This window comes from Nocardiopsis alba DSM 43377 (genome assembly GCF_000341225.1).
GTDB lineage: Bacteria > Actinomycetota > Actinomycetes > Streptosporangiales > Streptosporangiaceae > Nocardiopsis > Nocardiopsis alba.
Window position 1 is genome coordinate 465,622 of the sequence record NZ_ANAC01000011.1, and the last position, 15,320, is coordinate 480,941.

General features: G+C 70.8%; 15 protein-coding genes. 10 read left to right on the forward strand and 5 right to left on the reverse strand.

Features of this window, described 5'->3' with window-relative positions; genetic code table 11:
* Nucleotides 1-33: 33 nt before the first annotated feature.
* Nucleotides 34-1,209 carry an amidase gene (locus D451_RS0111950; RefSeq protein ID WP_017534580.1) on the reverse strand — a complete coding sequence of 392 codons (1,176 nt, stop codon included), beginning with the start codon at nucleotides 1,207-1,209 and terminating at the stop codon, nucleotides 34-36.
* A gap of 34 nt (nucleotides 1,210-1,243) precedes the next feature.
* Complete coding sequence (locus tag D451_RS0111955; protein WP_017534581.1) at nucleotides 1,244-2,476, reverse strand: flavin monoamine oxidase family protein; 1,233 nt, start codon at nucleotides 2,474-2,476, stop codon at nucleotides 1,244-1,246.
* Nucleotides 2,477-2,689: 213 nt separating this feature from the next.
* Between D451_RS0111955 and D451_RS0111960 the strand changes: the two genes are divergently transcribed.
* From D451_RS0111960 to D451_RS0111970, 3 genes are all read left to right on the forward strand, one after another.
* Entirely contained in the window at nucleotides 2,690-3,325 is a 636-nt protein-coding gene (locus D451_RS0111960; protein ID WP_017534582.1) for a TetR/AcrR family transcriptional regulator, read from the forward strand.
* Nucleotides 3,322-4,521, forward strand: coding sequence for a DUF418 domain-containing protein (locus D451_RS0111965; protein WP_017534583.1), 1,200 nt, complete (start codon nucleotides 3,322-3,324; stop codon nucleotides 4,519-4,521). Before D451_RS0111960 ends, D451_RS0111965 begins: the two co-directional genes overlap by 4 nt.
* A gap of 100 nt (nucleotides 4,522-4,621) precedes the next feature.
* Nucleotides 4,622-5,764 carry a hypothetical protein gene (locus D451_RS0111970; RefSeq protein WP_238543897.1) on the forward strand — a complete coding sequence of 381 codons (1,143 nt, stop codon included), beginning with the start codon at nucleotides 4,622-4,624 and terminating at the stop codon, nucleotides 5,762-5,764.
* 31 nt (nucleotides 5,765-5,795) lie between these two features.
* Here D451_RS0111970 and D451_RS0111975 read toward each other — a convergent pair whose 3' ends face one another.
* Nucleotides 5,796-6,614 (reverse strand): TIGR03084 family metal-binding protein, encoded by an 819-nt coding sequence (locus tag D451_RS0111975; RefSeq protein WP_017534584.1) that lies wholly within the window; start codon nucleotides 6,612-6,614, stop codon nucleotides 5,796-5,798.
* Between the two features lie 168 nt (nucleotides 6,615-6,782).
* Between D451_RS0111975 and D451_RS0111980 the strand changes: the two genes are divergently transcribed.
* From D451_RS0111980 to D451_RS0111995, 4 genes are all read left to right on the forward strand, one after another.
* Nucleotides 6,783-7,946 (forward strand): acyl-CoA dehydrogenase family protein, encoded by a 1,164-nt coding sequence (locus tag D451_RS0111980; RefSeq protein ID WP_017534585.1) that lies wholly within the window; start codon nucleotides 6,783-6,785, stop codon nucleotides 7,944-7,946.
* A gap of 31 nt (nucleotides 7,947-7,977) precedes the next feature.
* Nucleotides 7,978-8,643: a TetR/AcrR family transcriptional regulator gene (locus tag D451_RS0111985; protein ID WP_014909166.1), complete on the forward strand. Its 666-nt coding sequence runs from the start codon at nucleotides 7,978-7,980 to the stop codon at nucleotides 8,641-8,643.
* A 9-nt stretch (nucleotides 8,644-8,652) separates the two neighbouring features.
* Entirely contained in the window at nucleotides 8,653-9,384 is a 732-nt protein-coding gene (locus D451_RS0111990) for a DUF6882 domain-containing protein (protein ID WP_017534586.1), read from the forward strand.
* Between the two features lie 166 nt (nucleotides 9,385-9,550).
* Complete coding sequence (locus tag D451_RS0111995) at nucleotides 9,551-10,915, forward strand: CoA transferase (protein WP_017534587.1); 1,365 nt, start codon at nucleotides 9,551-9,553, stop codon at nucleotides 10,913-10,915.
* Between the two features lie 57 nt (nucleotides 10,916-10,972).
* Here D451_RS0111995 and D451_RS0112000 read toward each other — a convergent pair whose 3' ends face one another.
* Nucleotides 10,973-11,785, reverse strand: a complete 813-nt coding sequence (locus D451_RS0112000; RefSeq protein ID WP_017534588.1) for a hypothetical protein — start codon at nucleotides 11,783-11,785, stop codon at nucleotides 10,973-10,975.
* A gap of 141 nt (nucleotides 11,786-11,926) precedes the next feature.
* Here D451_RS0112000 and D451_RS0112005 point away from each other — a divergent pair, with 141 nt between their 5' ends.
* Genes D451_RS0112005 through D451_RS0112015 form a run of 3 tightly spaced genes read left to right on the forward strand, consistent with a single transcriptional unit; the run spans nucleotide 11,927 to nucleotide 14,914 of the window.
* Nucleotides 11,927-13,696, forward strand: coding sequence for a carbon starvation CstA family protein (locus D451_RS0112005; RefSeq protein WP_017534589.1), 1,770 nt, complete (start codon nucleotides 11,927-11,929; stop codon nucleotides 13,694-13,696).
* A gap of 4 nt (nucleotides 13,697-13,700) precedes the next feature.
* Nucleotides 13,701-13,982, forward strand: coding sequence for a cory-CC-star protein (locus D451_RS0112010; RefSeq protein WP_014911971.1), 282 nt, complete (start codon nucleotides 13,701-13,703; stop codon nucleotides 13,980-13,982).
* A complete protein-coding gene (locus D451_RS0112015) occupies nucleotides 13,973-14,914 on the forward strand; it encodes an ArsA family ATPase (RefSeq protein ID WP_017534590.1) in 942 nt (313 codons plus the stop codon). The genes D451_RS0112010 and D451_RS0112015 overlap by 10 nt, the downstream gene beginning before the upstream one ends.
* A 91-nt stretch (nucleotides 14,915-15,005) precedes the next feature.
* Here D451_RS0112015 and D451_RS26440 read toward each other — a convergent pair whose 3' ends face one another.
* Nucleotides 15,006-15,266, reverse strand: a complete 261-nt coding sequence (locus D451_RS26440; protein WP_014912668.1) for a heavy-metal-associated domain-containing protein — start codon at nucleotides 15,264-15,266, stop codon at nucleotides 15,006-15,008.
* Nucleotides 15,267-15,320 lie beyond the last annotated feature (54 nt).

Below are 15,320 nucleotides of genomic sequence, written 5' to 3' on the forward strand. Positions count from 1 at the left end.
GACATTGCATCACAACTGGTCATTTCAGGCATATCAGTCGTCCGACGGGGGCGCCGAGAACAGCGCGCCGACGTCCTCGAAGGTACGGGCGGCGGCGAGCAGATCACCGTCGCGATGGTGGTCGGCGACCAGCTGAACACCTACGGGCGCACCGTTCCGGTCGAAGCCCGCCGGAAGGCTGAGAGCCGGATGTCCGGTCAGGTTGAACGCCCAGGTCAGATCCACACTCATGGTGCCACCCGGGCCCTCGTGCCCATGCGGCGGGTTCGGGGTCGTGGGGGTGGCCAGGAGGTCCACCTCGGAGAGGAGGGCGGCGAGGGCCGAGGGGGCGTATCGGCCGCCGTGGCGCGCCGAGGCGTCTCCGCTCCGCCGGGCCGACCAGGAGGAGGCCGGGTCGGGAAGCACGAGCGTCACGTCCACCACCTCCATGCCGGGCAAGCGCTCCTCCCAGGCCCGTAGTCGGTCACGGGCCACGCGCGCGATCTCCGGGTCGGTGTCGGCGAACCCGAGGTCGGCGGACCAGCCCACCCGGAGCGTGGTGACCGGGGCCTTCACCGCGGGACCGCCGAGGACGACCCTGCGATACAGGTCGGCGTCGGCGGGGGAGCGTGTGATCGGACCGCCCGAGTTCAGCCGGGCCCGGTCGCGGGCCGGCAACAGCCCGTTGGTCGGCTTGTAGCCGACGACCCCGCACCACGCGGCGGGGATCCGGGTCGATCCGGCCCCGTCGCTCGCGGTGGCCATCGGGACGAGCCCGGCGGCGACCGCCACCGCCGACCCTGCCGAGGAGCCGCCGGGGGAGAGGTCGGAGCACCACGGGTTCACCGTGCGCCCCCGAGGGGTGTCCCCCCAGGTCCGCCAGTCCGTCCCCGGGCCGGGGATCGAGGCCGCCCCCACGGGGACGGCCCCCGCCGCGATCAGGCGCTCGGCCTGGACCGAGGAGATCCCTTCGGAGGCCTTGACCGCCAACGGCACCCCGGCCAGGGGAAGGACCTCGCCACGGCGCGCCGCCCGGTCGATCGCGGCGGCGCTGGACAGGGCGGATTCCGGCCACACCTCGGTGAAGGCGCGCAGTCGGGGATCGGCCCGGTCGATCCGTTCCAGGGCGGCGCCGACCGCATCCACCGCCGTCACGCGCCCCGAACGCACCAGGTGGGCGGTCTCTCCGGCTCCGAGGGAAGCGAGATCGGTGTCGGTCCTTCGGGTCACACGCCCTCCCCGGGGCTCGGGCGGGGGCGTTCGCTCACAGGTCGGCCATGAGGAGATCGGTGCCGTCATAACCGCTCACGTAGGCGCCTTCGACGGTGTTCTCGCCGGTGGTGGGCTCTCCCATGAAGTACAGGACCCCGCGGACAGGGGCGGCCAGGGCGGCGGGGGCGTCGTGCGCGCCCGGAGGGACGAACAGGTAGGCGCCCGCGCTGAACTCGTCCATCGCCCAGTCGTGCGTGGTCCGGGCCACCGGTTCCGGGATCGTCTCGTCCAACGCCTCGGCCAGGGCCGTCAGACCGGCGGCGAACCGGTCCTCGACCGTCATGGCGGTCAACCGGCGGGCGTTCTTCCCGGCGGCCCAGGCCACCACCACCTCCGGATCCTCGCGAGAGAGGCACCAGAACACGAACCCGGTGTCCTCGTCCCACCCCAGCACGTCCTCCTCGGCGGGGAAGACCGGTCGGTCGAACTCGTAGACGAGCTTCAGGGCGTCGGTGCGGTCCAAGGCCCGGAGCGCCTCATGGTGGTCGTCCGGGAGTTCGGGGGAGAAGACGACGTCACCGGACTTGAGCACCCCGATCGGCAGGGTGATCACACAACGGTCGGCCCGGATCTCGGTCGGCCCCTCCAGGGCGTCCACCGACAGCACCACACCCCGGTCCGACCAGTGGACCCGGCGTACCGCGTGCGAGAGACGGATGTCCAGGCCATGGGCGAGCGGGGAGAGGATCCGGTCGTAGCCGTCCGGCACCCGGAAGTTCTCCCGGGGCGTCGACCACCAGTCGAAGAGTCCGGAGTCGTGCATCCACCGGGCGCTCCACCGGTGCATCGGCTCGTTGTCGATGGACACCGGGGGCCAGCGGTCCTCAGGGATCCCGAGGCGGGTCAGATAGGCGGCGGCGTCCTCGGCGTCGTGGGGAGGTTCGGGGGTCGGCAGAGGGTCGGCGATCTGGTCCGAGGGGCCGACCAGGACGGTCTCCGCCTCCGCCTCGGCCACGAGCTCCCAGGTGTAGGCGTCACGGCCGTGGATCAGGCCCGCGCCCAGTTCCACCGGGACCGACGTGAAGCCGCGGTCGGTGTACAACTGGCCGCCGATCCGGTCCCGGGCCTCCACCACCACGACCGAAAGTCCGTGGTCGCTCAGGTTGCGCGCGGCCGAGAGCCCGGCCACCCCGGCGCCGATCACGACGACGTCCCACCGCTCTCCCAGGGTCCGGAACGAGGCGCCCACCGTCACCGCCCCTCCCAGGAGCACGGCTCCGCCCAACAGCAGGGATCTTCGGCTCAGTGGAGGCGAAGGGCCTCCCTTCGACCCGTGGACATCCGTGGTCAACGCCGCCTCCCCAGACCTTCGTGAGCGCCTCACCCGTCGAGACGCCGCCTCCGCATTATCGGGGCGGCCGGGCACCGGGACGGCACCGGGAGGCCTCCGGGCCGTGGAGAGGTTGCGGACATAAAAATATGCCCATAATATTTTTATATGCCACGCACCGCGGACCATGACGAGAGACGAATCCAGGTCGCCGAGGCCCTGCTGCGCACCGTCGCGCGCAAAGGCCTGGCCCGGACCACACTGGCCGACATCGCCGACGAGATGGGGGTCTCCGTCGGCCTGGTCCAGCGCTACTTCCGAAGCAAGACCGCGCTCCTGCGCTTCGGTGTCGAACACCTCTACCGGCGGGGCGAGGAGCGGCTCTTGGCGGTGGACCCCGTCCCACCGATCCACGACCTCGCCTACCGCCTGGCCCTCACCCTCCTCCCACAGGACGAGGAACGGCGTCTGGAGCTCACCGTCTGGCTGGAGTTCCTGCCCGCCACCATCACCGACCCCGAGATGGCGCGCATGCACGGAGAGGCCACCCGCGCGGTGATCGACATGTTCACCCGGGTCCTCACCGCGGCACGGGAACGCGGCGAACTGGCCGAAGGGCTGGACCCGGCCGAGGAGGCGCGCGCCTTCGACGCCCTGATCGATGGACTGACCATGCACCAACTGACCAACCCCGATCTGTACGGGGACGCCGACTCCCGCGCCATGCTCCGGCGCCACCTCGACCGGCTCTTCACGGCCGGCGAGGACACCGACGAACGGAACACGGAAGGGGACCGGGGATGACCGGAACGGTCGGAGCCACGAGACCGGCTGAGCCGGGGAACACGAGCGGGCGACTCCCCCTGCTCGACGTGCTGCGCGGGGTGGCGATCCTGGGCACGCTGGCCACCAACGTCTGGCTGTTCACCGCTCCCGGCGGCGAATCGGTGATGCTCTACGGCAATGACGGGATCACCCCCATGGCCGCCTTCCTCGACTCCCCTTCGGTGGGCACGCTCGCGGAGGGGCTTCTGCGGACCGTCGCCAACGGCAAGTTCCTCGCCCTGCTCACCCTCATGTTCGGGGTGGGTCTGGCGATCCAGTACCGGTCCGCCTCCCGCCGGGCGGGACGGTGGCCGGGTCCCTACAAGTGGCGGGCGCTCTTCCTCTTCGTCGAGGGGGCGGTGCACTTCACCCTCGTCTTCGCCGCCGACGTGCTCATGGGGTACGCCGTGCTCTCCCTGCTGGTGGCCTGGCTGCTCACCCGCTCGGAACGGGTGCGGAACACGGTCATGTGGCTGTCGCTCTCCCTGCACCTGGCCGCGATGGGGCTCCTGACCGCCGCGCTGACGGCCTTCCCCGAAGAGGACACGGGGGTGCCCGCCGAGGCGATCGACCTCTACGCCCACGGTTCCTACACCGATCTGGTCGCCTTCCGGCTGGACAACGCCCTGGCCCTGAGGATCGAACCGATCATCACCTTCGGGTTGATGGTGTTCATGTTCCTGCTGGGGGTGCGCCTCTTCCGTGCCGGGGCCTTCGGGGCGGACGAGACCGGACGGCGGATCCGGACCCGACTGTCGAGATGGGGGATCGGCCTGGGCGTCCCGTTGACGCTGATCACCTCCCTGGCCGGCCCGAACTGGTTCCTGTTGGACCGCTACGTGGCGGCACCGCTGGTGGCCCTGGGTCTGATCGGTCTGGTGGGATGGGTACTGGACCGGGTCACCGGCCGGGGCCCCCTGGCCTCCGGGCTCGGCGCGCTCGGCCGGATGGCGATGACCGGATACGTCACACAGAACGTGGTCCTGATGTTCCTCTGCTACGGCTTCGGCCTGGGCCTGACCGAGCGGATGGCGGACACCGGCCCCGGCTGGGTCATGGGGCTGTGGGCGGCTCTGTCCCTGTCGCTCCTGGTCGGCGCGTCACTGTGGCTGCGCCGCTTCGAGCACGGCCCCCTGGAGGCCCTCCAGAAGAAGGTCCTGGCCCGGGCACGCTGAACCCTGTGCGAAGAAGGAACGGAACGCCGGCCCCCCGGTTCCACACGAGAAATCGTCAGAGAACGACAACGACGGACGTCACCGGAGCATCATCATGAACATGCCCCCACAGAACGCCCAAGCGGCCTTCCTGAACCTGCTGGCCTCGACCTACGCCCGGTACGGAGTGGAGATCGAAGCGCTCCCGCCCACCGGGATGCGGATCCCGATCCCGGGCCACGACCCCCTGGCCATCGACTACGCCGACACCGTCTCCGAGGTGCTCGGACACCCGCCCGAGCTGCACTCGGAGTTCGCCGAGCAGATCGTCTTCGGCATGCTGCGGCAGCTCCGCTCACGAGGGGTCCCCGTGGGCACCCACTACCCTCCGCTCTCCACGGACCTGGGGCGCAACGCCCTGCTGTCCGCCTTCTCCGAGCGCGGGATCAGGGCCCACTTCGACTTCCCGGACTCCCTGGTCGTCACGATGTCCGACGGCACGGGGATCCGGCAGAACGTCCAGGATCTCCTCGCCTCGCTCGAAGGGGCCGACGAGGGCACCGCGTCCAAGGCCGCGGCCGACTTCGTCGCCTCCTTCGAGGAGCGGGCGCGCCAGGTGACCTCTCGGCAGGCCCCGCCCCGCGAGACCCTGCGCTCGCGCCTCTACCCGGAGACGGCCTTCCCCGAAGGGGTGATGGAGCGGCTCCTGACCCGCCCGTTCGCCGCCGGGGTGGTGGAGACCGTGGTCGCGGACTCGCCCGAGAGCATGCGACCGCTGAACCGCGGCGAGCTCTCCGACCTCGGCCTCACCGAGGAGCAGGCCTTCGCGCAGGCGGTCGAGGGCTCCCTGAGCGAACCGGTCGAGGTCTCCCGCATGAACGCGGGAGACGTGCCGATCGTGCACATCGGCTCCGAGGGCGGCTTCTACGTCAACGCCCGACTGCACGAGCTGGCCCGTCACCTGGGCGAGACCGAGCACGGCGCGCTCGTGGTGTTCCCGTCCCCGCCCGTGGTGATGGCCCACGTCCTGGGCACAGCGCACCCGATCCAGGCCATGGAGACCCTCCAGGGGATCACCGAGCGCTTCGTCGCGGACACCGACAAGCCCGTCACCGACAAGCTGTTCTGGTGGCGTCCGGGGACCACCGAGAACGGTCTTCCCCGTCTGTCCGAGGTGCGCGTCGAGGTCGACCACGAGACCAGGTCGGTCTCCCTGCACACCGCCGATCAGGAGTTCGGTCCCCTCCTCCAGAGCCTGATGTAGCGGAGACCTTCGAACGAAGTCGACGGGGCGGTCAACTCGGCCCGTCGGTCCGCGCGGTCTCGGCGAACTGTCCGGGACGACGTCCCTCGCCGGGGCCGCCCGCGTAGGTCTGCCCGATCGCCAGCCACTCCTCGGCGGCCTCCCCCCGAGATCGCAGGTCGGTGTCGGCCACGTGGCGACGGCGGGTGAGGACCAGGCAGAACTCCTGCGCGTCCCCGGTCACCACGTCCACGGCCTCCTCGGGCCCCATCCTCCAGAGGCCGCCGTCCGGGGCGGTCAGTTCCACCCGCACCGGGGCCGCCGGCTCGGGGAGCCCCCGGACCATGTGACTGTACGGACGGACCCGCAGCGCCAGGTGGACGATGTGCGCGAGCCGGGAGGTGGGCTCACGGGACGCCCCCAGGGCGTCCACGACGTCCTGACCGTGAGCCCACGTCTCCATCAGGCGGGCCGTGGCCTTCGACGCCACGCTCATCGGCGGGCCGAACCAGGGCACCCGTGTCCCGGCCGGAGCCCGGGACAGCGCCTCGCGCAGGTCCGCCGAGGACCGGACCCAGAGGTGGAGCAGCTCCTCGGGGGGCAGGGCCGCCAGGGGAGCGGCGGCCGAGTCCACGAACCCCTCCGGGTCGGCCGCCGCCTCGGCCAGTGTTCGCGCGAACGCCTCCTCGTCGGTCAGGGCCGTCGTCGCCGCCCGATCGAAGAAGGCCAGGTGCGCGACCTGGTCGGTGACGTCCCAACCGGGCGCGGGGGTGCGCGTGGCCCAGTCATCGGGGGAGAGCCCGGCCAACAGACCGGCCAACTCCTCCTGTTCCGCGCGCAGATCCTCGATGAGGGCGTGTACGTCGACCACGGTGTCTCCTCACGGTGGCGGCCGGACAACGGAGTTGACCGACATGTCATGTTGCGCGCACCATAACAAAAGGTGATCCGGGTCTCCCAGGGGTGGGCGCGCACCTCCGGGCGACCGAGAGGCCCCGACCCAGGTCCGCCCCCAGAACACGGATGCGAGTGTGCGCCGATGAACGCGACCGACACCCCGAGAACCGACCGTTGGAACACCCCCGAGCGGGCCGCGCTCCGTGAGACGGTCCGTGCCTTCGCCGCCCGGGAGATCCTGCCCCATGTGGACCGATGGGAGGAGGAGGGGCGTCTCCCCCGAGACCTGCATCGGGCCGCGGGACGCCTGGGACTGCTCGGCCTCGGTCAGCCCGAGTCCGTCGGAGGGGCGGGCGAGATGCTCGACCAGCTCGTCGTCTCCGAGGAGGCCGTCCTGGCCGGGGTGCCCACCGGGGTCCTGGCCTCGCTGTTCACCCACACCATCGCCCTTCCGGCCCTGGTCGCCGACGGACGCGAACACCTGGTGCGCGACTACGTCCGACCGGCTCTGGAAGGGGAGTCGATCTGCTCGCTCGGCATCACCGAACCCGGTGCCGGGTCGGACGTGGCCGGGCTGCGCACCCGAGCGGTCCGCGACGGGGACGAGTGGGTGCTCGACGGGAGCAAGACCTTCATCACCTCCGGCTGTCGCGCCGACTTCGTGACCGTGGCCGCGCGCACCTCCGACACCGGCCACGAGGGCATCTCGCTCTTCGTCGTGGAACGTGGCACACCCGGCTTCACCGTCACCCGTGCCCTGGACAAGATGGGCTGGCACTCCTCCGATACCGCCGAGCTGTCCCTCGTCGACGTCCGGGTCCCCGCCGATCGGCTGGTGGGGGAGGTGGACCGCGGTTTCTACCAGATCATGGATCAGTTCGCGAGCGAGCGGATCGGCCTGTCCGTACAGGCCTGCGCGGTCGCGCGGCGCTGCGTCGACCTCTCCCTGGAGTGGGTGCGCGAACGGGAGGCCTTCGGCGGCCCTCTGGCCCGACGGCAGGTCCTGCGGCACCGGCTGGTGGAGATGCACCGTCGTACCGAGGTCGCCACCGCCTACGTTCGGGGGATCGCCGAACGGCTCCAGGACGGGGAACCGCTCATCGCGGAGGTGGCGATGGCCAAGAACACCGCGACCGAGGCGATGGACCGCGTGGTCGACGACGCCGTCCAACTGTACGGAGGGATGGGTTTCATGCGCGGGACCGAGGTGGAACGCCACTACCGGGACGCCCGGGTGTTCTCCATCGGAGGCGGCACCTACGAGATCATGAACGAGGTCATCGCGAAGTTCCTCCCTCTGCGTTGACCCTTCGAACCGGGAGGAGAGGGGGCGACCGGTGAACGGACGGGCGACGACCGGGCGACCGCCGACCGAGCGAGGCCGCCGTAAACGGGGCGCGCTCGTCCAGGCGGCGCGGGAGGTCTTCGAGGAGCGAGGGTTCGAGGACACCCGGATCGCCGGCATCACCGGTCGGGCCGGTGTCGCCTACGGAAGCTTCTACACCTACTTCGACTCCAAGGAGGCGATCTTCCACGAGGTCGCCAAGGGGGTGGCCGGAGAGATGTTCGACGCGGCCCGCTCGGCGGCGCCCCCGGGCACCGAGCCGATCGACCGCATCAGACACGCCACCGGTCGGTTCCTGGACGCCTACCGGGACAACGCCCGGATCATGCAGGTCATCGAACAGATCTCGCCCAGGCACCCCCTCTTCCGGTCCCTCTTCCTGGAGATCCGGGGCCTGTTCGTCGAACGCATCGTCGCCGGCACCCGCAGACTCCAGGAGGAAGGGGTCGCCTCCTCGGACATCGACGTGGCGGCCACGGCGAGCATGCTCGGCGGGATGGTGGAGCACACGGCCCGGATGCTCTACCTGTACGGGGAGGAACACGACCCCGAGGTGGTCGTGGAGACCGCCACCCGGCTGTGGGCCCGAGGCATCGGCCTGGCCTACGAGGACCCTCCCCGGAGCCCGGAGGAGGTCGGTGTCCGCGACGGGAAATAGCATCACCGCATGAGCAAGAAACACACCCTTCCCGACATGCTCGACGACGCGGCCCTGCTCTCCCTGGAACACCAGATCCACCTGGAGGAGTTCCTCGGCGAGCACAACTGGCACGTGGACCTCCAGGCGGCCCGCTTCGAGTTCACCGGCGAGCGCCCCCTGATCTGCGAACGGTTCCACCTCCTGGGCAGCGCCGCCCCCGGCCCCCGATCCTGGATGTGGGGCTGGGCCAACCCCTCCGGCTTCCCCGAGGAACTGACCGCCCTCGGCGCGGCCGTGCGCGACTTCGGCCGCGACAACGAGATACCCGAACTGGCCGACCCCGAGGTCCCCTTCGTCTCCCTGCCCGGATCCCCGGAGGAGGCCCACCTGGCGCTGCACCCCCTCACGGAGGCGGCCAAGCTCCTCACCGGCCGCTGGTTCTCCTACAACGGCGACGCGGGCGGAGGCACCCGGGTGGCCTTCATCATCGAACACCCCGACCTGAGGTTGCCCGCCCCCGTCTCCACCCGGGTCATGCGGATCCTCCAGGAGGGGATCTCCGGTCTGCGGCTGTTCGACCACAAGCGCGCCGTGTACACCTACGCCCGCCTGCGCGGACTCTCTCCCCGTTTCGTCGACGCGGAGCGGAGCGGCATCACCCTCGGAGGGGCCGACTTCACCTTCGAGGTGTCCTTCGACGAGCACAACCGGATCTCGGGGATCGAGGGGAACCTGTCGGGGGCGTCGACCACCGGTTGACCCTCCATATCCGGACCCCTCCGTCTCGGAAGGGCCGGTCGGATCGATGAGCGTGGACGAACGGGGGAGCCCTCCGCCTCGACACCGGTCGAGGCGGTGGCTCTGTGCCCGCCGACGATCCGCCCCGAGCTCCGCCTTCGCGCGGCCCCTCTGCGAGCATGACCCCATGAACCATGAGACGGACGAGACGACCGCCCGGGTCTGGAGGGCACTCGGCGGATCGGACGACCCCCCTGTCCCGATCTCCCGTGTCTCCGCCGGAGCGGTGCTGCCCGCGACGCTGCCGGTCCGTGAGGCGGCCGGGGCGACGGTCGGAGCGTGCTCCCTCGCCGCCGCGGAACTCGCGGCGGCCCGGAACGGCGGGCCGGCGCCGCGTGTCCGAGTGGACGCGGGGGCGGTGGCCACCGCCTTCATCAGCGAACGACATCTGCGGATCGACGGCCGCGCGCCGACGCCCTTCGCCCCGCTCTCCGGGTTCTGGAGGACGGCCGACGGCTGGGTGCGCACCCACGCCAACTACCCCCACCATCGCCGGCGCCTGACGGAGGCGCTCGAACTCGGCGACCACGACGACCCCGAGACACTCGCGGCGACGCTGGCCGAGACGTCCGCCGTCGAGGTCCAGGAACGGGTGTACGCGGCGGGCGGCCTGGCCGTGGCCGTGGCGCCCGCCCCCGAACGCGGATCCCCTCCCGAGGACCGCCCGCCCCTGGTCGAGATCGGAACGCTCGGAGAGAGCGGAGGACGACACCTGGGGCCGGGACCGCTCCCCCTGTCCGGTGTGCGCGTGCTGGACCTGACGAGGGTCATCGCCGGCCCCGTCGCCACACGGACGCTCGCCCTCCTCGGCGCGGACGTGCTGCGGGTCGACCCGCCCGCCACCCCGGAGGACCCCGACAGTCACATCGACACCGGCCAGGGCAAACGCTCGACCCTGGTGGACCTGGGCACGGCCGAGGGCCGCGGTGTCCTCGAGGGGCTGCTGGAGACCGCCGACGTGGTGGTGGCCGGCTACCGCCCGGGCGCCCTCGACCGGTACGGACTCTCCACGAGGGAACTGATCTCCCGCCGCCCCGGACTGATCGTCGCCCGACTGTGCGCCTGGGGGTGGGAGGGCCCCTGGTCCGATCGGCGGGGCTTCGACAGCCTCGTGCAGGCCGCCACCGGGATCGCGGCGATCGAGGCGCCCGCGGACGGCCGACCGGGCGTCCTCCCCGCCCAGGCCCTGGACCACGGCACCGGATACCTGGTGGCCGCGGGCGTGCTGAGGGCGCTCACCGAACGGCAGGGGGACGGTCTGGGGCGCGAACTGCGTTTCTCCCTCGCCGGTACCGCCTCCTGGTTGCTGCACGACGTCGTCCCGGAACCGGTGCCGGAGGGCCACCACGACGCCGAGGCGTGGCTGACCGAGACCTCGTCCCCCTATGGGCGGCTGCGGTACGCCCTCCCGCCGATCCACTACGAAGGCGGCCCCGGGGACTGGCGGCACCCCGCCGGCCGCTGGGGCACCGACCCCGCAGCCTGGGCGTGACGGCACGGGCCCGCCCGTGGGGCGGGCGGGCCCACACCTCTCGAAGGGCGGCCGGGATCAGGCCGAACGGCGGGCCTCGGCCTCGGCGATGCCCCGTCGACAGGCGCGCGCCAGCGATCGGTGGTTGCCGAAGCGCTCCCAGAGACGGAAGGGCGGCAACGGGCCGGAGGGGGCGGTGCCGACCGGTGCCCCTTCCGCCTCCTCGACCAGCAGATATTCGCCTTCGAGCCGTCCCGAACGGGACCAACGTTCCCAACGTTCGAAATCGGGACTGTACTGATGGGAAAAGGCGAACGCCGGTTCGTCGGACCCTTCCAACGACTTTCCATTTCGGGCCCACAATGCCGTCTTCGACCCCGATTGGTCCGACCAATCGTCGGCCGTGACCACCTCGACCTCGGGAACGCCGGAGCGGTCGCGGACCAGGAGGGCGTCGGAGGAGCGTGTACGCGGACGGGTCTCCCGCTCGACCTCCACCGAGGCGAGCGACACGATCACGCGCGGTACCCACCACCAGTTCTCCCGGCGGGCCAGGAGGCTGTTCGCCCGCAGCCGCGTCGGCGGGTGCTTGAGCGTCTCCTGATCGACCAGGGCGTCGACGAAGACGCGCCCCTCCAGGTCCTCGACGACCTCGACCGGGCCGACACCGACCACCCCTCCGGTCCCCCCTGCCCCCTCCTCGGTCACACTGAAGGCGACGCGACGATCTCCGAGCGTGAGGGCGGCGGTCGCGAGCGAGTAGGGGAGCGCGACGCAGGGGCGCTCGCGCCACATCAGCGGAACCACCGGAACGCCTGTGGGGCCGGAGGAGGAGATCCAACAGAGTTCCGCGACGGTGGACCGCTGCCAAACCGTGATCAGGTCTTTCAAGGTCGGACCTTCATAGTCGGAGAAGTCACATGCTAATTTCTGGTGACTTTAACCCATCGTCCGAGTCGGCGTGATACCGGGCGAAGGGCCAGGGTAAAGAACGTCGATTCGGGCCCGGAATGCGAAAGGTAGGCAACGGCCATGCCCGCTGCCCTCGTCCTCCTCGCGTCCGTAGCGGTCTTCGCCCTCGGCTACCGTTACTATTCGCGATACCTCGCGGACCGTGTGTACGCCCTGGAGCCAGGGTTCGTTACCCCCGCGCACACCTACAAGGACGGTGTGGACTTCGTCCCCACCAACCGTCACGTCGTCTTCAGCCACCACTTCATCTCGGTGGCCGGCGCCGCCCCCATCGTCGGCCCGGCGGTCGCCGTGTTCTGGGGCTGGGGCCCCGCGCTCGCGTGGGTCCTGCTCGGCACCGTGTTCGCCGCCGGCGTGCACGACTACGGTTCCCTCGTGCTGTCGGTCCGTCACAAGGCCCGCAGCATCGGGACCCTCACCGGAGAGGTCATCGGCAAGCGCGCCAGGACGCTCTTCCTGGTGATCATCTTCTTCCTGCTGACCATGGTCAACGCTGTCTTCGCCGTGGTCATCTCGAACCTCTTCGTGGCCTACCCGGAGTCGGTCCTGTCGATCCTGGTCGCGATCCCGCTGGCCATCGGCGTGGGCCAGGTCGTCTACCGGAAACGCACGGCCGCCCTGCTGCCCTCCCTGGTCGCCCTGATCCTGGTGTACGTGTGCATCCCGCTCGGCGTCCGGGTCCCGATCCAGCTCGACGGCATCGCCGAGGCGATCGGCACGACCCCCAACACGCTGTGGGTCCTCCTGCTGTTCGTCTACGCCTTCCTGGCGTCCCGACTGCCGGTGTGGATGCTGCTCCAGCCGCGCGACTACATCAACCTGCACCAGATGCTGCTGGCCCTCGTGGTCATCTTCCTCGGAGTCCTGATCGGTTGGGACAAGGTCGTGGCCCCCGCGATCAACACCGACGTCCCCTCGGACTCCCCGTCCTGGTTCCCGCTGCTGTTCATCACCGTGGCCTGCGGCGCGATCTCCGGCTTCCACAGCCTCGTCGCCTCCGGGACCACCGCCAAGCAGATCGACAAGCCCTCCGACACCCGGATGGTCGGATACCTGGGCGCCGCCGGCGAGGGAACCCTCGCGGTCTGCTCCATCCTCGCCTGCACCGCCGGCGTGGTCGCCGCCTCGGCGTCGCCGCTGGCCGACTGGAACCTCATCTACAGCGACTTCGGCACGGCCTCGGCCGGGGCCACCGGGAACTTCGTCGAGGGTGTCGGGCAGTTCGCCGCCAACCTCGGGATCCCCCTCCAGGTCGGCGTCATCTTCGCCGTGGTCGTGGTGGTCAGCTTCGCCGCCACCACCATGGACACCGGCGTGCGCCTTCAGCGCTACATCGTCCAGGAGATCGCCGAGATCGTCCGCTTCCGTCCGCTGGCCCGCAACCTCACCCTGGCCACCCTGGTCGCCACCGTCGTTCCGCTGGGCCTGGCGCTCATCCCCGGCGACTTCGCCTTCGGTACGCTGTGGCAGCTCTTCGGCACCACCAACCAGCTCACCGCGGGCCTGGCGCTCGCCGTGATCGCGGTGTGGGTGACCAAGCGCAGGCGCAACCCGCTCGCGATCCTGATCCCGCTGGTCTTCCTGCTGTTCATGACCTCGTGGGCGCTGATCGTCAACCTGATCGAGTTCCTGCGCTCGGACTCCGCGATCGACCTGTTCCTGATGGCGCCGCTCGACTTCGTCATCTTCGGTCTGGCCATCTGGCTGGTCGTCGAGGCCGGGATCGCCCTGCGCAAGGCGTGGATCCAGCGCGACCTTCCGGGAGGCGAGGAGGAGACCTTGGACGAGGTCGCCGAAGAGACCGAGACCTCCGAGACGAAGGAGAAGTAGGAACGTGACCCCGCTGGGTGCGCTCTCTCGTGTACGCGACGCCTGGAGACGGGTGGAGGCCTTCCACGACGCGGTCTTCGCCTCTCGTTGGCGTCAGGAGATCCGCCGAGAGGCGCGCACCCAGCAGGACACCCTGCGGGCCCTGCTGCTCCTGGAGACCCTGGGGGTGGAGGGGCCCGTGTCCTATGAGACCCTCGACCTGATCCCGTACATGGTGGCCGATCTGCACGAATGGCACCAGCGCATGGGGCGCGACGATCTGGGTGGACCGGGGGTGTGCTGTTGATGTTCGGTCGACGCGGGCCGAGAACGGCCGAGAAGGTCGAGCCCACCGCGCCCCGCATCGTCTTCTTCGGAGGCAAGGGCGGGGTCGGCAAGACCACCATGGCCGCCGCCCACGCGCTCCGCCTCGCGGACCGGGGGCTGCGCACCCTGCTCGTCTCCACCGACCCGGCGCACTCCCTCGGTGACGCCCTCGCCCTCCCCCTCGGGGACGACCCCGTTCCGGTCACGGAGAACCTGTGGGCCCGTGAACCCGACGCCGACGCGGCTCTGCGTCGACGTGTACGGGGGATCGGCGACGACGCGGCCGCCGCCCTGCCCCGCGAGATCCTGCCGGCGGTCACCCGCCACCTGGAACACGCCGCGGCGGGGCCCGGCATGGCCGAGTCCGCCCTGGCCGATCTGCTCATGGACACCATGGAGGAGGTCCCCGAACGATGGGACCGGCTCGTGGTGGACAGCGCGCCCACCGGCCACCTTCTACGCCTGCTCCACCTGCCCGAACTGCTGACCCCCTGGGTCCAGGGGCTGGCCCGCCAACGCGAACGCGCCATCGACGCGGACCGCTTCGTCGTCGGGGTGGTCGGCGGCTCCGGGGAGAACGAGGACGACCCCCTCCTGGAGCGACTGCACGCGCGTCGCCGCAAGCTGGAACGCGCCGCCGAACGCCTCCGTGAGGACGCCGAGGTCCGTCTGGTGCTGGTGCCCCGCCGCATGGTCCTGGCCGAGACCGACCGCGCGGCCCGGGAACTGGCGGAGACCGGGTTCTGTCTGGGCACCGTGGTGATCAACCAGGTGCCCGGGGACGCCGACCACGAGGTCCTGACCGCCGTCCGTGAACGCTTCGCCGCCCAGGGCACCGTCGAACTGGCGTTGAGCGAACGCGAACCCCTGGGCCCCGACGCCCTGCGCGCGTTGGTCGAACGCCTCCCCTGACCCCCTCAGCCGGTCGGGACCTCGTTCCTCCGGTGGTCGGGGACGGGACGCGCTCCCGCTCACGTGGCGAACGGCGGGAGCGCGGCGCGGCTCAGGCGCCGACGACCTTGTAGCCGGCCTCTTCGACGGCGGCGCGGATCTCGGCGTCGCCGAAGTCGGAGCCCTCGACGCGGACCCGACCCTCGGCCAGGTCGACGGTCACGTCGGTGACCCCGGAGACCTTGCCGATCTCGGTGCTCACCGAGTTCACGCAGTGGCCGCAGGTCATCCCCTCGACCTCATAGGTCCGGGCGTCCTCGGTGGCGGCGGTGGAACCGGCGGAGTCGGTGGAGCAGGAGCAGGTGGTGCACATGGAAGGGTCTCCTTCGGTCTCATATACCCCTACCAGGTATGAGGGGCCGAGATG

Excerpts from the sequence above, each read along its gene's own strand:
- D451_RS0111960 (WP_017534582.1), top strand. The coding sequence starts at position 2,690 with ATGCCACGCACCGCGGACCATGACGAGAGACGAATCCAGGTCGCCGAG.
- D451_RS0111965 (WP_017534583.1), top strand. The coding sequence starts at position 3,322 with ATGACCGGAACGGTCGGAGCCACGAGACCGGCTGAGCCGGGGAACACG.
- D451_RS0111970 (WP_238543897.1), top strand. The coding sequence starts at position 4,622 with ATGCCCCCACAGAACGCCCAAGCGGCCTTCCTGAACCTGCTGGCCTCG.
- D451_RS0111980 (WP_017534585.1), top strand. The coding sequence starts at position 6,783 with ATGAACGCGACCGACACCCCGAGAACCGACCGTTGGAACACCCCCGAG.
- D451_RS0111990 (WP_017534586.1), top strand. The coding sequence starts at position 8,653 with ATGAGCAAGAAACACACCCTTCCCGACATGCTCGACGACGCGGCCCTG.
- D451_RS0111995 (WP_017534587.1), top strand. The coding sequence starts at position 9,551 with ATGAACCATGAGACGGACGAGACGACCGCCCGGGTCTGGAGGGCACTC.
- D451_RS0112005 (WP_017534589.1), top strand. The coding sequence starts at position 11,927 with ATGCCCGCTGCCCTCGTCCTCCTCGCGTCCGTAGCGGTCTTCGCCCTC.
- D451_RS26440 (WP_014912668.1), bottom strand. The coding sequence starts at position 15,266 with ATGTGCACCACCTGCTCCTGCTCCACCGACTCCGCCGGTTCCACCGCC.